Source organism: Streptomyces sp. NPDC005925 (assembly GCF_040638805.1).
Taxonomy (GTDB): Bacteria; Actinomycetota; Actinomycetes; order Streptomycetales; family Streptomycetaceae; genus Streptomyces.
Map to the genome: position 1 here is coordinate 22,307 of NZ_JBEXVL010000015.1, position 18,738 is coordinate 41,044.

Genomic DNA, 18,738 nt, shown 5'->3' on the forward strand with positions numbered 1-18,738 from the left:
CCGAACGGCGCTGAGGGCGCCCCCTGGTGGACAGGGGGCGCCCTCAGCGTCGTCACGGCTCCCGGACGGGTCCTGGACGCGTCCTCGGGAGGTGCTGCGGCTCAGTCGGTGATGTACTGGTGCAGCCCCGGGACCTGCAGCGTGCCGCCGAACTGGCCGGCCTGGACGACCTTCACCTTGGTGAAGTAGATCAGCGGGATGTTCAGCGGCGGAGGGAAGTCCGGGGTGAACGTGATCGGGACCAGCCCGAGCAGGTTGCCGGAGATGCTCTCCGTGTACATCACGGTCTCGCCGTCGCGGATCTTGGACGTCGAGCCCTTGGCCGCCTGCACGTGGTAGGTCTTGCCGGACTGCTTGTCCTTGACCGTCTGGTGCAGGTCGCCGATGTCGGTGCCGTCGGATATGACGTACTTCAGCACCTTCTTGGTGCCGCCGTTGGCGGTCTTCACCTCGACGACGCCCTTGTAGTCGGCGCCCTTCAGCAGCAGCGAGCTGGCGTCCAGGTACCACGGGTCGTCGGGCAGCGGGACGGTGTTGTCGATCCCGCCCTCGGCGTCCGTGGCGACCGGACAGTCGTCCGGGTCGGTCGCCGGGCTCGCCGACGGCGTCGGTACGGCCTCCTTGGCGCCCTCGGTGGCGTCCTCGGCCGTCTCGGTGACCTTGTCCTTGGCCCCCTCGACGGTGTCCCGCACCGTGCCGGTGACCTTGTCGGTAATCTCCTTCACGGCGCCACCGGCGTCACCGGTGGGGGACGAGGCCGTGTTCCCGGAGGCGGACGCCGTGGGGCTCGGGGCCTTGGAGTCCTTGCCGCCGCCCAGGAGGCCGCCCAGGGCGTCGCCGAGACCGCCCAGCAGGCCACCGTCGGCGTCGCTCTCCGACGGCGAGGGGGCGGGCTCCTTGTCCTTGGACGCGGACGGGGACGGCTCGTCGCCGGAACCTGAATCCGGCGAAGAGGACGTACCCGCGTCCGGGTCGCCGGACGTGGCCGAGGGGCCGGGCTCCGGCTTCTTCTCGTCCCCGGAGGCGCTCGCCGAGGGCGACGGCGTGGCGGACGGCGAGTCCTTCTTGTCGGCGTCCTTCAGGGCCGCGACGCAGTCCTTGTACTCCTCGGCCGTCAGGCTGTTCGACGTCGGCTTCACCGCGTCGTTGTTGTCGGCGATGGCCAGCGTGGGGGTGAACCCCATGCCCATAAGGACCGCTGTGGGCATCGCCGCCAGGGCTATCGCCTTGCCTGCAGGCATGTGGAACCTGGTGAACAGCGGCTTCTTGGGTGCCGCGTGGCGCGGCCCGGTTCTCGCACGGGACGCGTCCACATCCATCCCGTGGGTCACCTCGTCAGCCGGCACTGTGCCTCCCGTTCGCCCCGTTGGCCGGGCTCGTTCCTGACAGATCGTTCGGCTCGCCCACCCTGCCCGTGCCCGAGGAGAAGGCGCTGCTCGGCACCACACCCTCGAAGGGGTCGGCCTCGTCCTGGCTCTCCTCGCGGAGGGCTTCTTCCTTCGGCTCCACGCCGGGCGCCCACGACACGGCCATCGCCCCGCCGATCAGCGCGAAGAGGAAGCCGATGAGGAACCCGCCCAGGTTCGACACGGGAATGGACACCAGCGCCAGGAGGATCGCCGCGACGCCCGCGAAGACGCGCACGTGCTTCTGGAACCACAGGCTGAAGCCCAGTACGACGAGCAGCACGCCGATGATCAGGGACCCGGCGCCCGCGGTCGTGGCCATGGCCAGCGTCAGGTGACCGATCTGGAGGTTCGCGTACGGGAAGTAGGCGATGGGGAGTCCGCCGAGCATGACGAACAGGCCGGCCCAGAACGGCCGCAGGCCCCGCCAGGCACGGAACTGCTGCCTCCGGCGGGTGAACTGGCCGATGGCGGCAGGAGTCTCGGCGCTCATGGAAAACAGCTCCCTGGAACGGCGTTGCTGTGGTGGTGAGGTGGTACTTCGTGTGCTGTACGCGACGTACGCGATGTACGTGCGGCGCGTGCTGTACGTGCTGTGCGCGCCGGGTGTGCGGCGTGTGAAGGCCGAGCAGGTAGTCGACAGGCGGGGGTGCCGTCGGCACCCCCGCCCGTCAAGGCGTGCTCAGTAGCACTCCTTGACACCCGTCGACAGGGACATCTTCAGACCGCTGAGCTTGAAGGTTCCGGCGGTGGTCGCCCACGCCGTCTGCTTCACGTCGGTCAGGGTGACCGAGTCGGCCTGCTGGGCGAACCCGTACGGGTTGGCCGTCTCACCCTTGGCGATGCCGGGACCCTTGCTGGCGTCCTTGGCGGCCACACCGATGTCGATGTTCCTGAACGTCGCATCGGCGTTCAGGTCGGCGACGTCGATGTAGAGGTTCTCGGCCTTGACCGGCGTGCTGCCACCGCCGGCCCTCAGGATGAGGCTGACGTTGCCGAGGATCGGCACGTCGGGGGTGACGACGGACTGGCACAGGTTCTTGATCGTCGCGCTCTTGAACGCCGAGACGGCGACGGGGTGAGCCGTCTTCTTGCCGTCGAGCGTGTAGCCCGAGTCGATCGCCCCGTACTGGGAGAAGCCCTGACCGTCGAGCCGGTCGGTCGTCACCTTGAACGACTGACCGGAAACACTGAACGACGCGGCGAGAGCGCCCTGCGCGAGGGCGACACCTATCGCAGCCGTGGCGGCCACGCTGGGCACCATCACGACGGCGAACCGCTTCCATCTGGTCCCGCCACGCACCTGGGACTCCATATTTCCTCCTTCTCGGACGTACATCTCCTGGCCCGGGCTGCCACGTGGAGGCTCAGCCGGGCAGGGATGGGAGAAGTGCTACGTCCTCGGGAAGGAGAGCGCCCGCACTCGGAGGCGCACACAGCGCCCGAATCACCGGCGATCACCCCCGAGCGACAACCACTGGTCGCGCCTGACACGCATCACGCACAACCTTGCTGGACAGGCTTCGCCGGGAGGCGAAGACCCCCCTGCCCAAGAGCCGGCGACACCGCCGTCGGCTCTGCTCGGTGGGGACCCAGGAACTCCCGCGGCCCGACCGGCTGTCGGGGAAGCGGGAATGGACCGAGCGTGGCCGATCGTGGTGCATTCTCGCCGCCCGCACAAGGGGGTTCGTTACTCGCTAGTAACGGCCGGATAACCGAGCGGCGACGCAGAGGGTTCAACCGGCGACGCAGGGTGGCACCCACCCCCTGAACAAAACCGTCGATGACGGGACAGAAACTAACGGATCCATGCCCTCGACTTACTGGCAGTAACAGCGGCCGCGATTACCAAGTTTTGGTAAAACGCGGCCGCGGTGACGGTCCCGTAGCCGTTCTTTCACCCGGGCACCACAGCGGCCCGCGTTTACCACCTGATCAGAAGAGGGCCCTCGCGAGGGCCCGGCGGGCGGTGATCACCCGGGGATCCTCGGCGCCCACCACCTCGAACAGCTCCAGCAACCGCAGCCGTACGGCATCCCGTTCGTCACCGAACGTGACGCGCACGGTGTCGATGAGCCGCCCGAACGCGTCGTCCACGTGACCACCCACCAGATCCAGGTCCGCCGCGGCGATCTGGGCCCGCGCGTCCGACGGCCTGTCGGCCGCGTCCCGGCGCGTCTGCTGCGGGTCGAGTCCCTGCACGCGCTGGAGCAGCTCCGCCTGGGCGAGGCCCAGCTTGGCCTCCGAGTTGCCCGGGTCCTCGGCGAGCACGTTCTTGTACGCCTGGACCGCGCCGCCGAAGTCGCCCGCGTCCAGCGCCCGTACGGCCGCCTCCAGATCGGCGTCGTACGGTCCGGCCGGCTGCTCGGGGGCCGGGGCCGCGCCCGGCTCCGCCTCGGGGTCGACGACCAGGCCGGTCAGTCCGAAGCGCTGCTCGGCGACCTGCACCAGCTGGTCCAGGGTCTGACGGATCTGCTCCACGCCGGCCGCGCCCTGGAAGAGCGGCAGGGCCTGCCCGGCCACCACCGCGAACACCGCCGGGATGCCCTGCACCCCGAACTGCTGCATCAGCATCTGGTTGGCGTCTACGTCGATCCTGGCGAGGAGGAAACGCCCGTTGTACTCGACGGCGAGCTGCTCCAGGACCGGGCTGAGCTGCTTGCAGGGCCCGCACCACTCGGCCCAGAAGTCGATGACGACCGGGACCTCGGTGGAACGCTGCAGGACGTCGTTCTCGAAGCCGGACTCGTCGACGTCGATGACGAGATCGGCCGGGGAGACCGCTCCCGGCCCGCCGCCCTGCCGGGCCGCTTGGGCGCGCGCCTGCTCCGCCTTCGCCTTGGCCTCCTGGGCCGCCTTCACCGCGGCGAGGTCGACGACTCCGCTCATGGACATGTTCCGTGGCTGCATGCGTCCATCCTCCCCCGTCCGGCCCGCACATGTGAAAACCGCCGTGAAAAGCGGCCTGACAGCTTGGTGTCGCCTGCCGCCGCGCACCTGCCGTCCCTGATGTCGCGTCAGCGTTCGCGTCCGGCGCCGGGTCCCCACCCGCGCCGCGTGGCCGTCGCCGGCGGGTACGTCCCCCCGCCCGCTTTCGCTACGGCTCGTAGCGTAATGCCATGGGCGCTCGGCCGGACAGGGAGCCCCGGTGATCTCCCTCACGGTCGTGCGGATCTGGCCGGATATGGTCAGAGAATGCAACGCCGCACCCCTGCGGGCCGTACCGGACGCCCGCGCAGTGCCGCCGCGGACGCCGCGATCCTGGCCGCGACGCGGCAGGCCCTGGTGGAGCTCGGCTGGTCCAAGCTCACGCTGGGCGACGTGGCGACCCGCGCCGGTGTCGCGAAGACGACGCTCTACCGCCGCTGGGCCGGCAAGAACGAACTCGTCGTGGACGCGGTGGCGGAACTCTTCGACGAACTCCGCCTCCCCGACCGCGGCAGCCTCGCCGCCGACATCGAGGGCGTGGTCCTGCAGTTCGCGGCGATCCTGGCCCGCCCAGAGGCCCGTAGCGGCTTCCTGGCGGTGGTGACCGAATCCGCCCGCGACGAGGCCCTGCGCGAGCGCATCCGTGCCTCGATCGTGCACCGCCAGAAGCGCCTGGTGGTCGAGGGCAGAACCCGCGCGGAACAGCGCGGCGAACTGCCCCCGGCCAAGAACCCGGCGGAGGCCGCCCGCGCCGTCGACCTGATCTTCGACATGGTCGCGGGAGCGGTGGTCCACCGGACCCTCGTCAGCGCCGAACCGGCGGACGAGGAGTGGGTCCGCAGCCTGACGAGGGTCCTCCTGACGGGCCTGGCGGGAAACGGACCGTCCGGCGCCTGAGGACGGTGCCCTTCGGGGCCAAGGCCGGATCTCATCCCCCGGGGCCCGGGAAGGGGAAGGGCGGCGGGGGCGGACCCATCCCGGCGGCCCGCCCCGACGCCCCGCCTAGAAGCCCGCGGGCTCCGTGTACACACCCCACTCGTCCCGCAGCACCCCGCAGATCTCGCCCAGCGTCCCCTCCGCGCGCACCACGTCCAGCATGGGCTCGATCATGTTCCCCCCGGACCGCGCGGCGGCCACCATCGCGTCCAGCGCGGAACGCACGGCCGCGTCGTCCCGCGCGCCCTTCCGCTCCCCGAGCGCCCGCACCTGGTCCCGCTCCACCTCGTGGCTGACCCGCAGGATCTCCAGGTCCCCGGTCACCGACCCGGTGTGGCAGTTGACGCCGACGACCCGCTTGTCGCCCTTCTCCAGCGACTGCTGGTACCGGAACGCCGACTCGGCGATCTCCCCGGTGAACCACCCGTCCTCGATGCCGCGCAGGATCCCGGACGTGACCGGCCCGATCGGGTGCCGCTCGTCGGGGTGGGCCCGCAGCCCGCGCTCCTTGATCTGCTCGAAGATCTTCTCGGCGTCGGCCTCGATCCGGTCCGTGAGCTGCTCGATGTACCAGGAGCCGCCCAGCGGGTCGGCCACGTTCGCGACGCCGGTCTCCTCCATCAGCACCTGCTGCGTGCGCAGCGCGATCTCGGCGGCCTGCTCGCTGGGCAGTGCGAGCGTCTCGTCGAGGGCGTTGGTGTGCAGCGAGTTCGTCCCGCCGAGCACCGCGGCCAGCGCCTCCACGGCCGTACGGACGACGTTGTTGTACGGCTGCTGCGCGGTCAGGGAGACACCGGCGGTCTGGGTGTGGAACCGCAGCCACTGCGCCTTCTCGCTCTTCGCGCCGTACACGTCGCGCATCCAGCGGGCCCAGATGCGGCGGGCGGCGCGGAACTTGGCGATCTCCTCGAAGAAGTCGACGTGCGCGTCGAAGAAGAAGGACAGGCCGGGCGCGAAGACGTCGACGTCGAGACCCCGGCTCAGCCCCAGCTCGACGTATCCGAAGCCGTCCGCCAGCGTGTACGCCAGCTCCTGCGCGGCCGTCGAGCCGGCCTCGCGGATGTGGTAGCCGGAGACGGACAGCGGCTTGTAGGCGGGGATGCCGGCCGCGCAGTACTCCATGAGATCGCCTATGAGGCGCAGGTGCGGCTCGGGCTGGAACAGCCACTCCTTCTGGGCGATGTACTCCTTGAAGATGTCGGTCTGCAGCGTGCCGTTGAGGACGCCGGGATCGACACCCTGACGCTCGGCGGCGACCAGGTACATGCAGAAGACGGGCACGGCGGGCCCGCTGATCGTCATGGAGGTGGTGACGTCCCCGAGCGGGATGTCGCGGAACAGCACCTCCATGTCGGCGGCCGAGTCGATGGCGACGCCGCAGTGCCCGACCTCGCCGAGCGAGCGCGGGTCGTCGGAGTCGCGGCCCATCAGGGTCGGCATGTCGAAGGCGACCGACAGGCCCCCGCCGCCGTTGGCGAGGATCATCTTGTAGCGCTCGTTGGTCTGCTCGGCGTTGCCGAAGCCGGCGAACTGCCGGATGGTCCACGTACGCCCTCGGTAGCCGGTCGGATACAGCCCGCGGGTGAAGGGGTACTCCCCCGGCCAGCCGATCCGCTCGAATCCGTCGTACCTGTCACCGGGCCGGGGCCCGTACACCGGCTCCACGGGGTCGCCGGAGAGCGTGGTGAAGTCAGCGTCGCGCTTGCGTGCGGCGTCGTACCGGGCCTGCCAGCGACGGCGGCCCTCCTCGATGGCGTCAGCGTCCATGCTTCGAATTTACTTGGACGTCCTAGTAAATGTCGATGGGAGACCGCCGTACGGTCCTCCGTACGGCGGTGCGATCGGAACCGGTCAGACCTCGGCGGCCACGGGCGAGGGCTCCGCGGTCTTCGCGTCCAGCTCGCGGCTGACGCTCCGCTCCACGAAGAACGCGGCCGTCGGGACGGTCCCGGCGAGCAGCACCCACAACTGCCTGCTGACCGGCCATTTCGCCTTGGCGCCCAGGTCGAAGGCGAAGACGAGGTAGATCACGTACAGCCAGCCGTGGGCGATGCCGACGACGCGCGTGAAGTCGGTGGCACCGTCCAGGTCGAGCAGGTACTTGGCGATCATGCCGAGGCACAGCAGGATCAGCAGCACGCCTGTGACGTACGCCATGACGCGGTAGCGGGTCAGCACGCTTCGTTTCATGCCGTCGAGCGTAACCGCGCGTTCCGGGAGATCCTGCCCCGGGGCCGACTCCGTCGACCGCCCGGTCACTCCTCCTCGAAATCCCGTGCGGCCAGGCGCAGCGGGCGGAGCATGGCGAAGATCTCGCGGCATTCCTCGGCGTCGTAGGCACCGAGGCCGAACTCCATCGCCATCAGGTCCCGGGTGGCCGACTCGACCACCTCGCGGCCCTTGTCGGTGATCGACGCGAGGGTGCCGCGGCCGTCGTTGGGGTTGGGGCGCTTGCCCACCAGGCCCGACGTCACCAGCCGGTCCACGGTGTTCGTGACCGACGTCGGGTGCACCATGAGCCGCTCGCCGATCTTGGACATCGGCAGCTCGCCCGACTTGGAGAAAGTCAGCAGCACCAGTGCCTCGTACCGGGCGAACGTCAGCCCGTACGGCCTGACCACCGCGTCGACCTCCGACAGCAGGATCTGGTGCGCGCGCATGATCGAGGTGATGGCGGCCATCGACGGCACGCCTCCCCAGCGCTGCTCCCAGAGTTCGTCGGCGCGGGCGATGGGGTCGAAGGACAGACTGAGCGGCTTCGGCACGCCCCAGACCATACCGGCCGGTCATATACCGGCCGTCCCCGTCTCGCCCTTCGGTCCCGCCGTGCGGGTGGCCGGGCCGGCCCCGGCCGCGTCGAGACCATGTCGGTCCGCCGGACGCCTGCCCCGCTGTGTCACGATCGCTGGCGATCTCTCCCCTTTCCGCGTCACCTCTCCCCCAGGGAGCAGCATGTCCCGGCTGATCCACACCCTCGCGGCGCTCGCGCTGCTCGGCCTCACGGCGGGCTGCTCGGACACACCGGACGCCGACGAGACCTCCTTCGCCGGTGCCGCCTCCCGGAAGTCGGTCCCCGACGCCTCCCCGTTCTGGGTCGACCCGGCGAGCCCCGCGGCACGGCAGATCCGGGTCTGGCGGCAGGAGGGCCGTGCCGGGGACGCCGACCTGCTCCGGAGGATCGCCGACCACCCGGCCGCCCTGTGGCCGACCGGTGAGACCGACCCGGCACCGCAGGTGCGGGCGGCGGCGGTGGCCGCGGGCCGGGCGGGCCGGACGGCCGTCCTCGTCGCCTACAACATCCCGCACCGGGACTGCGGCCAGCACTCGGCGGGCGGCGCGGCCGACGCGGACGCCTACCGGCAGTGGATCGGGAGCTTCGCCGACGCGATCGGCGACGCGAAGGCCCTCGTCGTGCTGGAGCCGGACGCCGTCGCGCACATCGTGGACGGCTGCACACCCGGGCAGGACCACGCCGAGCGCGAGCAGTTGCTGACGGAGGCCGTCGACCGGCTCAAGCAGCAGCCGCACACCAAGGTGTACCTGGACGCGGGCAACCCCGACTGGATCAAGGACCCCGGCAGGCTGGTCGCCCCGCTGCAGCGGGCCGGGATCGGCAACGCCGACGGCTTCGCGCTCAACGTCTCCAACTTCCAGACCAACGAGGTCACCGCCGGGTACGGCCGGGAACTGTCCAAGGGCCTCGGAGGCAAGCACTTCGTCGTCGACACCAGCCGCAACGGCAACGGCCCGCTGGAGGGCTCCTGGTGCAACCCGCCCGGCCGGGCCCTCGGTACCCACCCGACGACCGAGACGGACGAGCCCGCTCTGGACGCCTACCTGTGGATCAAGCGGCCAGGCGAGTCCGACGGGACCTGCGAGGGCGGGCCCGCCGCCGGACGGTGGTGGCCGGAGTACGCCCTGGAGCTGGCGCGCAACTCCAGGGCGTGACGAGCCGTCCGTGAGAGGGCCGGGGTCACTTCACGTGGACCCACTTGGCCTCGGACGGCGTTCCGTCGGCGTCCGTCACGAACAGCATGTACCAGCCGGGCGGCACCAGCGCCCGGTCCCGGGGCACCTCGAACGTCACCGCGTCGCCCTGCTTCGTCACGCCGAGGGCGATGGAGCGCTGCTCGACGTCCGTCGTGTGCGTCACCGCGCTCGGCCGCATCAGCCGCGCCTTCACGACGCGTTCGGGGTGCGCCGTACGGAACGTCACGCGGTGCCGGGCGTCCAGGGTCTTCGGACCGTCCTTCAGTACGGGCCTGTTCGCGGCGGCGCGGTGCAGCGCGGGCGGCGTGAAGATCTCCATGCGCTGCTCGAAGTGGCCGAGCTTGGTGTTCTGCTGGTCGTCGAAGAGCGGGTCGGAGCCGAACGTGACGACCCGCCCGTCGGGCAGCAGCAGGGCCTCCGAGTGGTAGTTGCGGCCCACCGTGGGCGCCGCGGCCTCCGTGAAGCTGTTCGATTCGGGGTCGTAGAACTGCGCCCTGAGGATGTTGCTGGCGCTGCGGCCCCGGTAGTCCCGGGAGCCGTTGGTGGTGAACACCGAGTCGTCCGGCATGATCACGCTGTTCAGGTAGCGGGTGCCCTGCGGCAGGTCCGGGCCGGCCACGAACTCCGGGTCGGCCTTCTTCAGGTCGACGACCGCGGTGCGGGGGGTCGACTTCTTCGACTCGCCGACGCCCCCGCCGCCCAGCACCATCACCTTCTGGTCCTGCGCGGGCGGCAGCATCAGCGACGACGAGGTCTCCAGCTGGTCCTTGTCCTTCAGTCCCGGCACCTTCTTGAAGGTGTTCTTCTCCAGGTCCCACAGCCCCGGCTCGCGCCCCTCGTCGGCGGGGCCGTAACCGGCGTTGGAGCCCGAGTAGAACAGCTTGTTGCCCTTGGTGAGGAACAGCGCCGGGTACGTCGGGAAGTACCGCTTCGGCCCCGGCGTCCACTTCTTCGTCTTCGGGTCGTAGATCTCGTTGTCGCCGGGGTCGATCATGCCGACGTCGTCCAGACCGGACGCGGCGAGGACCCGGCCGTCCTCCAGGCCGACCAGGGTCGGGTACCAGCGGGCCTTGTCCATCGGCTCGACCGGTACGTACTTCTCGGCGACCGGGTCGAACTCGTAGGCCCCGCGGATGCCCTGGTAGTCCTGCTTCTCCAGGGTGATCTTCTCCGACAGGCCGTAGACGTTGGCGGCCCGCTCGCCCTTCAGGCCGACGATCTCGTACTGCGCCTGCTTCTCGGTGACGGACAGCGGTCCCTTCTCGACGGCCTCGACCCACACGCGCCGTTCGCTCGCGGTGACGCTCGTCCTCCAGGGCCGCATCGCCCCGGACCTGTCGTACGTCACCTTGAAGGTGCGCTTGGCCTTCGGGACGGTGACGTCGAACCGGGTGACGTACTCGACGCCGGCGGGTGAGCGGAAGCGGGTGCCCTTCTTCAGGAACACCGCCCGGTCGGGGCTCTCGTTCTTCACGCGCATGCCGCCGCCGGCGCGTTCCACCTCGCCGTCGAGGAGTTCGTAGCGGGCGGTGCCGCCGGCCACCAGCAGGCGGCCGTCGGGCAGCTGGGCGTGGCCGCTGCAGAAGAAGTCCTCCGGGGTCGGGATCTTCTTGTAGGTGTTCTTCACCGGGTCCCACAGCACGGTGTCGAAGGACCCGGCGTCGAACTTCTTCTGCTCGTTGCCGGAGCCGGCCACGATCAGCACCTTGCCGGTGTGCAGGAGCGCCGCGTGGATGGCGTTGGTGCGGAACTTCTCCGGGATGTCGACGTAACTCCAGGAGCCGTACTTCGCCTTGTACTCGGGCTGGGCGATCTTGTACGCGTGGTACTGGTCGCCCGCGAAGTCCAGGGCGGCCGGGGCGTTGAGGCCGAGGAGGATCGCGACGCCTGAGACGCCCAGGACCGTCTTCTTGGTCCTGCTGGACAGCTGGGGTGCCATGGACTAGTTGCCTCCTGTCGTGGTGCCGGTCGCCGGGGAGGTGGCCCCGGTCGTCACGTAGGCGGGTTCGTGGCCCTCGCCGACGCGACCGGTGGCGGGCAGCGGAGACCGGTCCGGGCGCTCCGGGCCGACCGCGCCCGCCGCCGCGGCGGCCCGGCGGCCGCGGAGCGGGTTCCGGGTGGTGTCTCCGAGGTGCCCCCGGCGCTCCCTCAGCACGGTGGCGGCCCACGCCGCGACCGGGGCGAGGGAGATCAGCGTCGCCAGGAACGCCCAGGTGCGCATCGCCGCATGGGTGTGGCCGAGGAAGACCGAGGCGGTGAGGGACGCGGCGAGGAGCGCCGCCCAGGAGAGGTGGATGCGGAAGGTGAGCAGTCGGTCGGGGCTCGCGTCGCCGCCCTTCGGCGTGACGACGAACCGGCTGGGGCGGCGCAGCAGCGCCTCCGTGAAGGACTTCAGGTAGATCGGCGCGGACAGCGCCGACATCGCCATGCCGGCCAGCCCGCCGGAGCCCTGCGGCTCGTGCGGCGAGACGTTGTGGCGGCGGTTCCACAGGTAGAGGCCGACCTGGAGGGCCGCCGCGTCGCTGTAGAGCATCAGCCAGACGGAGGCGGCGACCTGGGTGCCCGAGGCCCCGAACCACAGGAACAGGAAGCAGCTCAGGATGCCGAGGAGCCAGTTGACCGCCGTCATCGGGTAGTAGACGAGCATCAGCGTGTACGAGAACAGCCGGCCCGGGGGCATGCTGAGCGGGGCCTTCCAGTACTGCTTGATCAGCGTCTCGTAGGTGCCGCGCGACCAGCGCATCTGCTGGGTGAAGAAGTCCGTCCAGGAGGCCGGGCCCTCGCCGACCGCGAGCACGTCCGGGGTGTAGACGGACTGCCAGTGGTGGCCGGTGCGGGGGTTGCGGGTGCGGTGCAGTTCGAAGCCGGTGGCCATGTCCTCGGTGATGGAGTCGTACAGGCCGCCGATCTGTTTGACGGCACGGATGCGTACGGCGTTGTTGGTGCCGACGAACATGGGGGCGCGGTAGCGGTTGCCGGCCCGCTGGATGAGGGCGTGGAAGAGGAACTGCTGCGACTCGGCGGCCTTGGTGACGGGGTTGTGGTAGTTGCCGTACACCTGCGGGCCGACGACGAAGGCGACGTCCGGGTCGCGGAAGTAGCCCAACATCCGCTCCAGGAAGTTCGGGAGCGGGACGTGGTCGGTGTCGACGGAGGCGAAGAAGTCGTACTCGTCGCCGTGCATCGCGATCCAGGCGTTGTAGTTCCCGTGCTTGGTACGGGCCTTGTGGACGCCCTTGTCCTGGTTCCACTCGGGGATGCCGTGCCGCGTGAAGTGCCGTACGCCGAGCTCCGCGCACAGGGCCTTGGCCTGCTCGTCGTCGCCCTCGTCGAGGAGCCAGACGTGGAGGGTGCCGTCGTGGGTGATCCGGGTGGCGCCCTCGAGGGTGGCGCGGACCATGGTCAGGGGTTCCTTGCCGGGCACGTACGTGGTGAGGAACGCGACGCGGGTGCCGGGCTCGGGGGTGACGGGGACGGGGTCGCGGGCGACCATCGTGGCGTGGGCGACGGAGGTGACGTTGACGACCATGAACAGGCCGATGAGGCCGATGGCTATGAGCATGGTGACGTCGAGTCCGACCAGCCATTCCTCGCCGCCCTCGCGGTCGACCCAGTGGGTGGGCCAGATCAGGTAGAGGAGCAGGGCACCGGTGAGGAGGGGCGCGAGGGTCATGAGCGCGACGGCTCTCATGGGGTGCGGCTCGCGCGAGAGGAGCGAGGTGTACTGCACCTGGTACGCGTTGCGGGACGGCTCGGTGAGCGGTCCCGCGATCAGGCTGTGGGTGTCGTAGTCGTAACCCTCCGACGGCACAGCGCCCTCCAGTGATTGCGGCATGATCGAAGCACCGATACCCCCACAAAAAGGGACAGGTGTCGGGGTGTCGAGCCGTGGAGGGCCACGTGGGTGGGCGATACACGCTCAGCCCCTCGGACCGTGAGAAGACCCCGGCTCTGTCGAACCGGGGTCACGGAAGGGGGCACGAAGCGGGCGGCCGTCAGACGCCGACGGCGCCCTCTCCGTCGCGTGCGCGGGACGCGATCACCGCGTCCTCGGCCTCGCGCCGCAGCCTCCGCTCGGCGAGGAACCCGCCGGCCGGGAGCACCGACAGCACGACGTACAGGGCGGCCTTCTTCAGCGGCCACTGGGCGCGGTTCCAGGCGTCCGCCCAGAAGATCACGTACAGGATGAACAGGATGCCGTGGACCGCCCCCATGACCGGCACCGCGTTGAAGTCGGTGGTCCGCTTCAGCACGGAGCACAGGAGCAGCAGCAGGAACGAGATCGCCTCGGGCGCCGAGACCAGGCGGAGGCGGCGGAGGGCGGTGGCGGTCTTGATGTCCACGGATCGGGTCACCTTCGGTAGGTCGGCGGGAGTCGACGGGAGAGCCGTCGAAGCGTTTGTGAACGGGCGCACAAGCGCCCGGCCCATTGTGGCAAACGGCGACAAGTAACCCCGGGAGGGGGTCCGGGGCGCGTTCCGGAGGGGGCCGGCGACCGGTGCCGGGCCGGAACGCACACCGCGGGCGACGGGCCCCGGAGGGCCGGTTCTTTCGGAGGGATCTGTCCGTTCGGCGTCACCGGGGTTACCGTCACTGGCGTGGCGATGTTCCGACTTCAGAGCAGCAGGGTGCTCGCCGTCGACATGACCGGGGACGCCGTGAAGGCGAAGAACGGCTCGATGGTCGCGTACGACGGGCAGATGGCGTTCAAGAAGCTGAGCGGCGGCGGCGAGGGCGTACGGGGGATGGTGACCCGGCGGCTCACCGGCGAGCAGATGACGGTGATGGAGGTGAAGGGGCACGGGACCTGCTGGTTCGCGGACGGTGCCGCCGAGATCAACCTCGTCGGTCTGCGGGGCGACAAGCTGTTCGTGGAGTCCAGCAACCTGCTGGCGACCGACGCCGGGCTGCGGACCGGCACGTCGTTCACCGGGCTGCGCGGTGCCTCGCAGGGCAACGGCCTGTTCACCACGACGGTGGAGGGGCACGGGCAGGCGGCCATCACGTCGCTGGGGGCGGCGGTCGTGCTGCGGGTCGGCCCGCAGTACCCGCTGACCGTTGATCCGGGGGCGTACATCGCCCACCAGGGGAATCTGCGGCAGACCTTCCAGTCGGGGGTGACGTTCCGCACGTTCCTCGGGGAGGGCGGCGGGGAGGCCTTCCAGATCCGGTTCGAGGGGGACGGCCTGGTGTACGTGCAGCCGAGCGAGCGGGCCACGATCGCGGGGGACGTGTGACATGCCTTTCCGGGAGATCAACGCGAAGATGGTCGAGGCGACCGTGAGGCCCGGAGCGCGGCTGTTCAGCCAGCGCGGGGCGATGCTCGCGTACCGGGGCGAGGTGTCGTTCACGCCCAGCATCGCGGGCGGCCGGGGCGGTGTCATGTCGATGATCGGGCGCCGCGTGGCGGACGAGGACACGCCCCTGATGACGGTCGAGGGCAACGGCACGGTGCTGTTCGGGCACGGCGGCCACCACGTCCAGGTGATCAACCTCGCGGGCGACACCCTGTACGTCGAGGCGGACCGGCTCCTCGCCTTCGAGGGCACCCTGGAGCAGGGCACGGTGTTCCTCGGTTCGCAGGGCGGCGTGATGGGCATGGTGCGCGGCCAGGTCAGCGGGCAGGGGCTGTTCACGACGACGCTGCGCGGGCAGGGCTCGGTGGCCGTGATGGCGCACGGCGGGGTCATCGAGATCCCGATCACACCGCAGCGCCCGGTGCACGTGGACCCGCAGGCCTACGTCGCCCACCACGGCGACGTACGCAACAAGCTGTCGGCCGCGCTGGGCTGGCGCGACATGGTGGGCCGCGGTTCCGGCGAGGCGTTCCAGCTGGAGCTGAGCGGCAGCGGCGCGGTGTACGTCCAGGCCTCGGAGGAGAAGCTGTGAGCACATACGGGGCCGCGGGAGGCCCGCCCGTGTACGACCCGGCGACGCTGCCCGCCGACGACAACGTCGATGCGTACTCCTTCTGCGTGGAGTTGAAGGGGAGCCAGTGGTTCCTGCAGAAGGGCAAGATGATCGCCTACTACGGGACGATCGAGTTCAACGGGATCGGGCACGGGCGTCTGGAGCGCCTGGTGCGCACCTCGTTCCATTCGCCTTTGCACGCGAGCGACTGGGTGGTGGCCGAAGGGTCGGGCAAAATGCTGCTGGCCGACCGGGCCTTCGACGTGAATTCGTATGACTTGGACGACGGCAACCTGACCATTCGCGCGGGCAACCTGCTTGCTTTTCAGCCAAGTCTCTCGCTCAAGCAATCCATCGTGCCGGGCTTTCTGACGCTGATCGGAACCGGCAAGTTCGTCGCCACGTCGAACGGGCCGGTGGTGTTCATGGAGCCTCCGATCCGGGTGGATCCGCAGGCTCTCGTGGGCTGGGCCGACTGCCCGTCCCCCTGCCACCACTACGACCACGGCTACATGACGGGGCTGATGGGCGGTCTGCGTGCGCTGACCGGCCTGGGCGGGGCCTCGGGGGAGGAGCACCAGTTCGAGTTCGCGGGCGCGGGAACGGTACTGCTGCAGTCGAGCGAGACCCTGGTGACGGAGCAGGCGACGGGTGCGATTCCGGGGGCACCGGGGGTGCCGGGCGGCGGCGCGACCGCTCCGCGCGTACCGCCGTCGGGAGCACCGCGTCTTCCCGGCCAGCTCGGAGACCTCCAGCGTCGCTTCGGGCTGTGAGCGGTAATCTGCGGAGTGTGACGACGAAGGGCTCGCTCGCCGCACCCACCACCCCTCGCTAGTACGCCATTCAACCTTTTAGGTAGACTTCATCCATGGAGACAGAGACGGCCATCAACTGGCTGACCGACGCCGAGCAGTGCGCCTGGCGCATCCACCTGGAGGTCAACAGGCTGTTGACGTACCAGCTCGAGAAGGATCTGCAGCCGTTCGGGCTGACCATGAACGACTACGAGATCCTGGTCAATCTGTCCGAGTCGGAGGACCTGCGGATGCGGATGAGCGACCTCGCCTCCGCCACCCTCCAGTCCAAGAGCCGCCTCTCCCACCAGATCACCCGCATGGAGAACGCGAATCTGGTCCGGCGCGAGAACTGCGAGTCCGACCGGCGCGGGTTGTACGCGGTGCTCACCGAGCACGGCATGGAGACGATGAAGCGGGTCGCGCCGCACCACGTGGCGTCCGTGCGCAAGCACTTCATCGACCTGCTGTCCCCCGACGCCCTGGCGGAACTCGACACGTCCCTCAAGCCCATCGCGGAGCACCTGCGCGTCCAGCGCGGACGCGTCTGACCGTCACCCAGGGCCCTCCGCGGCGTGCGCCTGCGCCCGGCACAGGCGGAGTTCGAACAGGGCTCCGCCCGCCGGGGCCGTGCCGACCGTAAGTGTGCCGCCGTGCCGGACGGCGACGTCGCGCGCGATGGCCAGCCCCAGACCGGCGCCCCCGTCGTCGCGGCTGCGCGCCGCGTCCAGCCGGACGAACCGCTCGAAGATCCGCTCCCGGTCCGCCTCCGGGACGCCGTCGCCGTCGTCCGCCACCGCGACGACGACCCGCCCGCCCTCGCCCCGCACGGTCACCTCGACCGCCGACCGGGCATGCCGCTGCGCGTTGTCCAGCACATTGGCGACCACGCGCGCCCATTGCCCCCGCGATCCGGCCACCTCCGCGGACTCCGTCCGTACGGTCACGCGCACCCCGTCCCGGCCCGCGGCCTCCTCCCGCGCCAGCGCCGCCAAGTCCACGCGGGCGTCGGCGACCGGCCGCTCCCCCGCGTCCAGCCGCGCCAGCAGCAACAGATCGGCGGCGAGCCGCTGCAGCCGTACGGTGTCCTGCACGGCGCCGTCGACGTCCAGCAGGCCGGGGTGCGCGGCGCCCACCTCCAGCTGGGTGCGCAGTGACGCGATGGGGCTGCGCAGTTCGTGCGAGGCGTCGGCGACGAAGCGGCGCTGGCGCTCCACGGACGTCTCCAGCGCGGCCAGCGTCTCGTTGGTCGCGCGGGCCAGGCGGGCGATCTCGTCGTGCGTGCCCGGTACCGGGACCCGGCGCGACAGGTCCTCGGACGCGGTGATCGCGGCCATCTCCCGCCGGATGCCCTCGACCGGGCGCAGCGCGCGCCGGGTGACCAGCCAGGTCACGCCCGCCACGACGCCGAGCAGCAGCGGGAAGCCGGTCAGCATGCCGGTCAGCGCGGTGTTCACGGCGCTCTGTTCGGCGTCGAGCGGGGCACCGGCGTACACGGTGAGCTCGCCCCGGCCCCGCACCTCCACGGGGACGGCCGCGAACCGGTAGTCGGCCGCGTCGCCGTCGATCGTGGCGGAACCGTCGAAGAAGTCGGCGTCGTCGATCTCGCCGAGCTCCGGGGGGTCGTCGGAGCCGGAGCCGTGACCCGAGCCGCCGTGGCCCGAGTGGCCGGAATCAGAGTCGGAGTCGTCGCCGGCCTCCGTGCCGCCGCCTCCTCGGGCCGGTCGGACGGCGGTCGTCGGCGTGCCGCTGATCCGCTCCAGGTCCTCGCTCGCGGCGACCAGCGAGCCGTCCTCGGTGACGACCTGGACGGGCCGGTCGTCGTCGTCCAGGGACAGCTGACCGTACGTCCGCCCGGCGGCGAGCTCGGTCGCGACCTCCCGCGCGGTGCGTTCCGCCCGGGTGCCCGCCTGGTCGAGCAGGCCCGCCCTGAGGGACAGCAGGACGGCCGTCCCGGCGGCGAGGAGGGCCACCGCGACCACGAGCGTCGCGGCGAGCGCGGCCCGGGACCGCACGGAGCCGAAGAGGCGCCGTCGGGGTCCTGGCTCCCTTCGCGGTCCTCGGAGCCGTCTCATCGTCCCGCCTCCAGGCGGTAGCCCGCGCCGCGCACCGTGCGGATCAGTCCGGCGCGCAGCTTGCGGCGCAGCGCGCTGACGTACACCTCGACGATGTTCGGATCGCCCTCGTACGCGAAGTCCCAGACGTGCTCCAGGATGTCGGCCTTGGACACGACCTCCCCGGCCCGGACGACGAGCTGCTCCAGCACCGCGAACTCCTTCGCCGTCAGGGCGACTTCGTGTCCGCCGAGAAGGACGCGGCGCGCGGCCGTGTCCACCTTCAGATCGCCGTGCACCCGCACCGGACGGGCCCCGGCGCCCCGGCCCCGGCGGCGCAGCAGCGCCTTCACACGGGCGACGAGGACGACGTAGGAGAACGGTTTGGTGAGGTAGTCGTCCGCCCCGGTGTCCAGGCCCTCCGCCTCGTCGTACTCGCCGTCCTTGGCGGTGAGCATCAGGATCGGTACGTCGTGGCCGGCGGCGCGCAGGGCGGCGCAGACGCGGTAGCCGTTCATGCCGGGCAGCATGATGTCGAGGATCACGAGGTCGTACGTGCTCTCCGTGGCCCGGTGCAGGCCCTCGCGGCCGTCGTGGACGACGTCCACGGCGTAGCCCTCGGCCGTCAGTCCCCTGGCGAGGGAGACGGCGAGCCGCTTCTCGTCCTCCACGATCAACAGGCGCATGCGGTACAGGGTGCCAAGATGAAGCTGAAGATCT

At 70.6% G+C, this 18,738-nt stretch carries 18 protein-coding genes; 6 read left to right on the forward strand and 12 right to left on the reverse strand.

Translation table 11 applies throughout. From position 1 onward, the window contains the following. Positions 1 to 101: 101 nt before the first annotated feature. The 4 genes from ABZ354_RS18775 to ABZ354_RS18790 form a co-directional block, all read right to left on the reverse strand. Positions 102 to 1,346: a hypothetical protein gene (locus ABZ354_RS18775; protein WP_358658033.1), complete on the reverse strand. Its 1,245-nt coding sequence runs from the start codon at positions 1,344 to 1,346 to the stop codon at positions 102 to 104. Further along, positions 1,336 to 1,899: a DUF6114 domain-containing protein gene (locus ABZ354_RS18780; protein ID WP_358658035.1), complete on the reverse strand. Its 564-nt coding sequence runs from the start codon at positions 1,897 to 1,899 to the stop codon at positions 1,336 to 1,338. The genes ABZ354_RS18775 and ABZ354_RS18780 overlap by 11 nt, the downstream gene beginning before the upstream one ends. Before the next feature lie 189 nt (positions 1,900 to 2,088). Then, complete coding sequence (locus ABZ354_RS18785; protein ID WP_358658037.1) at positions 2,089 to 2,721, reverse strand: DUF6230 family protein; 633 nt, start codon at positions 2,719 to 2,721, stop codon at positions 2,089 to 2,091. Positions 2,722 to 3,341: 620 nt separating this feature from the next. Then, positions 3,342 to 4,316 carry a tetratricopeptide repeat protein gene (locus tag ABZ354_RS18790; protein ID WP_358658039.1) on the reverse strand — a complete coding sequence of 325 codons (975 nt, stop codon included), beginning with the start codon at positions 4,314 to 4,316 and terminating at the stop codon, positions 3,342 to 3,344. Positions 4,317 to 4,601: 285 nt separating this feature from the next. On the opposite strand from ABZ354_RS18790, the gene ABZ354_RS18795 reads away from it, so the two are divergent. After that, positions 4,602 to 5,231 (forward strand): TetR/AcrR family transcriptional regulator, encoded by a 630-nt coding sequence (locus ABZ354_RS18795; RefSeq protein WP_358658041.1) that lies wholly within the window; start codon positions 4,602 to 4,604, stop codon positions 5,229 to 5,231. A 105-nt stretch (positions 5,232 to 5,336) separates the two neighbouring features. Here ABZ354_RS18795 and ABZ354_RS18800 read toward each other — a convergent pair whose 3' ends face one another. From ABZ354_RS18800 to ABZ354_RS18810, 3 genes are all read right to left on the reverse strand, one after another. Next, positions 5,337 to 7,037, reverse strand: coding sequence for a methylmalonyl-CoA mutase family protein (locus ABZ354_RS18800; RefSeq protein WP_358658043.1), 1,701 nt, complete (start codon positions 7,035 to 7,037; stop codon positions 5,337 to 5,339). 84 nt (positions 7,038 to 7,121) lie between these two features. Next, entirely contained in the window at positions 7,122 to 7,460 is a 339-nt protein-coding gene (locus ABZ354_RS18805; protein WP_358658045.1) for a DUF3817 domain-containing protein, read from the reverse strand. A gap of 65 nt (positions 7,461 to 7,525) precedes the next feature. Further along, a complete protein-coding gene (locus ABZ354_RS18810) occupies positions 7,526 to 8,035 on the reverse strand; it encodes a MarR family transcriptional regulator (RefSeq protein ID WP_358658047.1) in 510 nt (169 codons plus the stop codon). A 187-nt stretch (positions 8,036 to 8,222) separates the two neighbouring features. Here ABZ354_RS18810 and ABZ354_RS18815 point away from each other — a divergent pair, with 187 nt between their 5' ends. After that, positions 8,223 to 9,218 carry a glycoside hydrolase family 6 protein gene (locus ABZ354_RS18815; RefSeq protein WP_358658049.1) on the forward strand — a complete coding sequence of 332 codons (996 nt, stop codon included), beginning with the start codon at positions 8,223 to 8,225 and terminating at the stop codon, positions 9,216 to 9,218. A 25-nt stretch (positions 9,219 to 9,243) separates the two neighbouring features. Here ABZ354_RS18815 and ABZ354_RS18820 read toward each other — a convergent pair whose 3' ends face one another. The 3 genes from ABZ354_RS18820 to ABZ354_RS18830 all read right to left on the reverse strand — a co-directional run bounded on the left by ABZ354_RS18820 (position 9,244) and on the right by ABZ354_RS18830 (position 13,603). Then, on the reverse strand, positions 9,244 to 11,199 hold the full coding sequence (locus ABZ354_RS18820; RefSeq protein ID WP_358658051.1) for a kelch motif-containing protein: 1,956 nt from the start codon (positions 11,197 to 11,199) through the stop codon (positions 9,244 to 9,246). A gap of 3 nt (positions 11,200 to 11,202) precedes the next feature. Beyond that, entirely contained in the window at positions 11,203 to 13,095 is a 1,893-nt protein-coding gene (locus ABZ354_RS18825) for a cellulose synthase catalytic subunit (protein ID WP_358658053.1), read from the reverse strand. 160 nt (positions 13,096 to 13,255) lie between these two features. Continuing rightward, positions 13,256 to 13,603, reverse strand: a complete 348-nt coding sequence (locus ABZ354_RS18830) for a DUF3817 domain-containing protein (RefSeq protein ID WP_358658055.1) — start codon at positions 13,601 to 13,603, stop codon at positions 13,256 to 13,258. Positions 13,604 to 13,864: 261 nt separating this feature from the next. Here ABZ354_RS18830 and ABZ354_RS18835 point away from each other — a divergent pair, with 261 nt between their 5' ends. From ABZ354_RS18835 to ABZ354_RS18850, 4 genes are all read left to right on the forward strand, one after another. Next, a complete protein-coding gene (locus ABZ354_RS18835) occupies positions 13,865 to 14,497 on the forward strand; it encodes an AIM24 family protein (RefSeq protein ID WP_358658206.1) in 633 nt (210 codons plus the stop codon). 1 nt (position 14,498) lies between these two features. Then, positions 14,499 to 15,149, forward strand: a complete 651-nt coding sequence (locus tag ABZ354_RS18840) for an AIM24 family protein (protein ID WP_358658057.1) — start codon at positions 14,499 to 14,501, stop codon at positions 15,147 to 15,149. Further along, entirely contained in the window at positions 15,146 to 15,943 is a 798-nt protein-coding gene (locus ABZ354_RS18845; protein WP_358658059.1) for an AIM24 family protein, read from the forward strand. The genes ABZ354_RS18840 and ABZ354_RS18845 overlap by 4 nt, the downstream gene beginning before the upstream one ends. Before the next feature lie 95 nt (positions 15,944 to 16,038). Beyond that, on the forward strand, positions 16,039 to 16,515 hold the full coding sequence (locus ABZ354_RS18850) for a MarR family transcriptional regulator (protein WP_358658061.1): 477 nt from the start codon (positions 16,039 to 16,041) through the stop codon (positions 16,513 to 16,515). A 3-nt stretch (positions 16,516 to 16,518) separates the two neighbouring features. On the opposite strand, the gene ABZ354_RS18855 is transcribed toward ABZ354_RS18850, so the two are convergent. Together ABZ354_RS18855 and ABZ354_RS18860 are read right to left on the reverse strand one after the other, a co-directional pair. Next, entirely contained in the window at positions 16,519 to 18,039 is a 1,521-nt protein-coding gene (locus ABZ354_RS18855) for a HAMP domain-containing sensor histidine kinase (protein ID WP_358658063.1), read from the reverse strand. Beyond that, the gene (locus ABZ354_RS18860; RefSeq protein ID WP_358658065.1) at positions 18,036 to 18,704 is read right to left on the reverse strand and encodes a response regulator transcription factor; all 669 of its coding nucleotides are present in this window, start codon (positions 18,702 to 18,704) and stop codon (positions 18,036 to 18,038) included. Before ABZ354_RS18860 ends, ABZ354_RS18855 begins: the two co-directional genes overlap by 4 nt. Positions 18,705 to 18,738 lie beyond the last annotated feature (34 nt).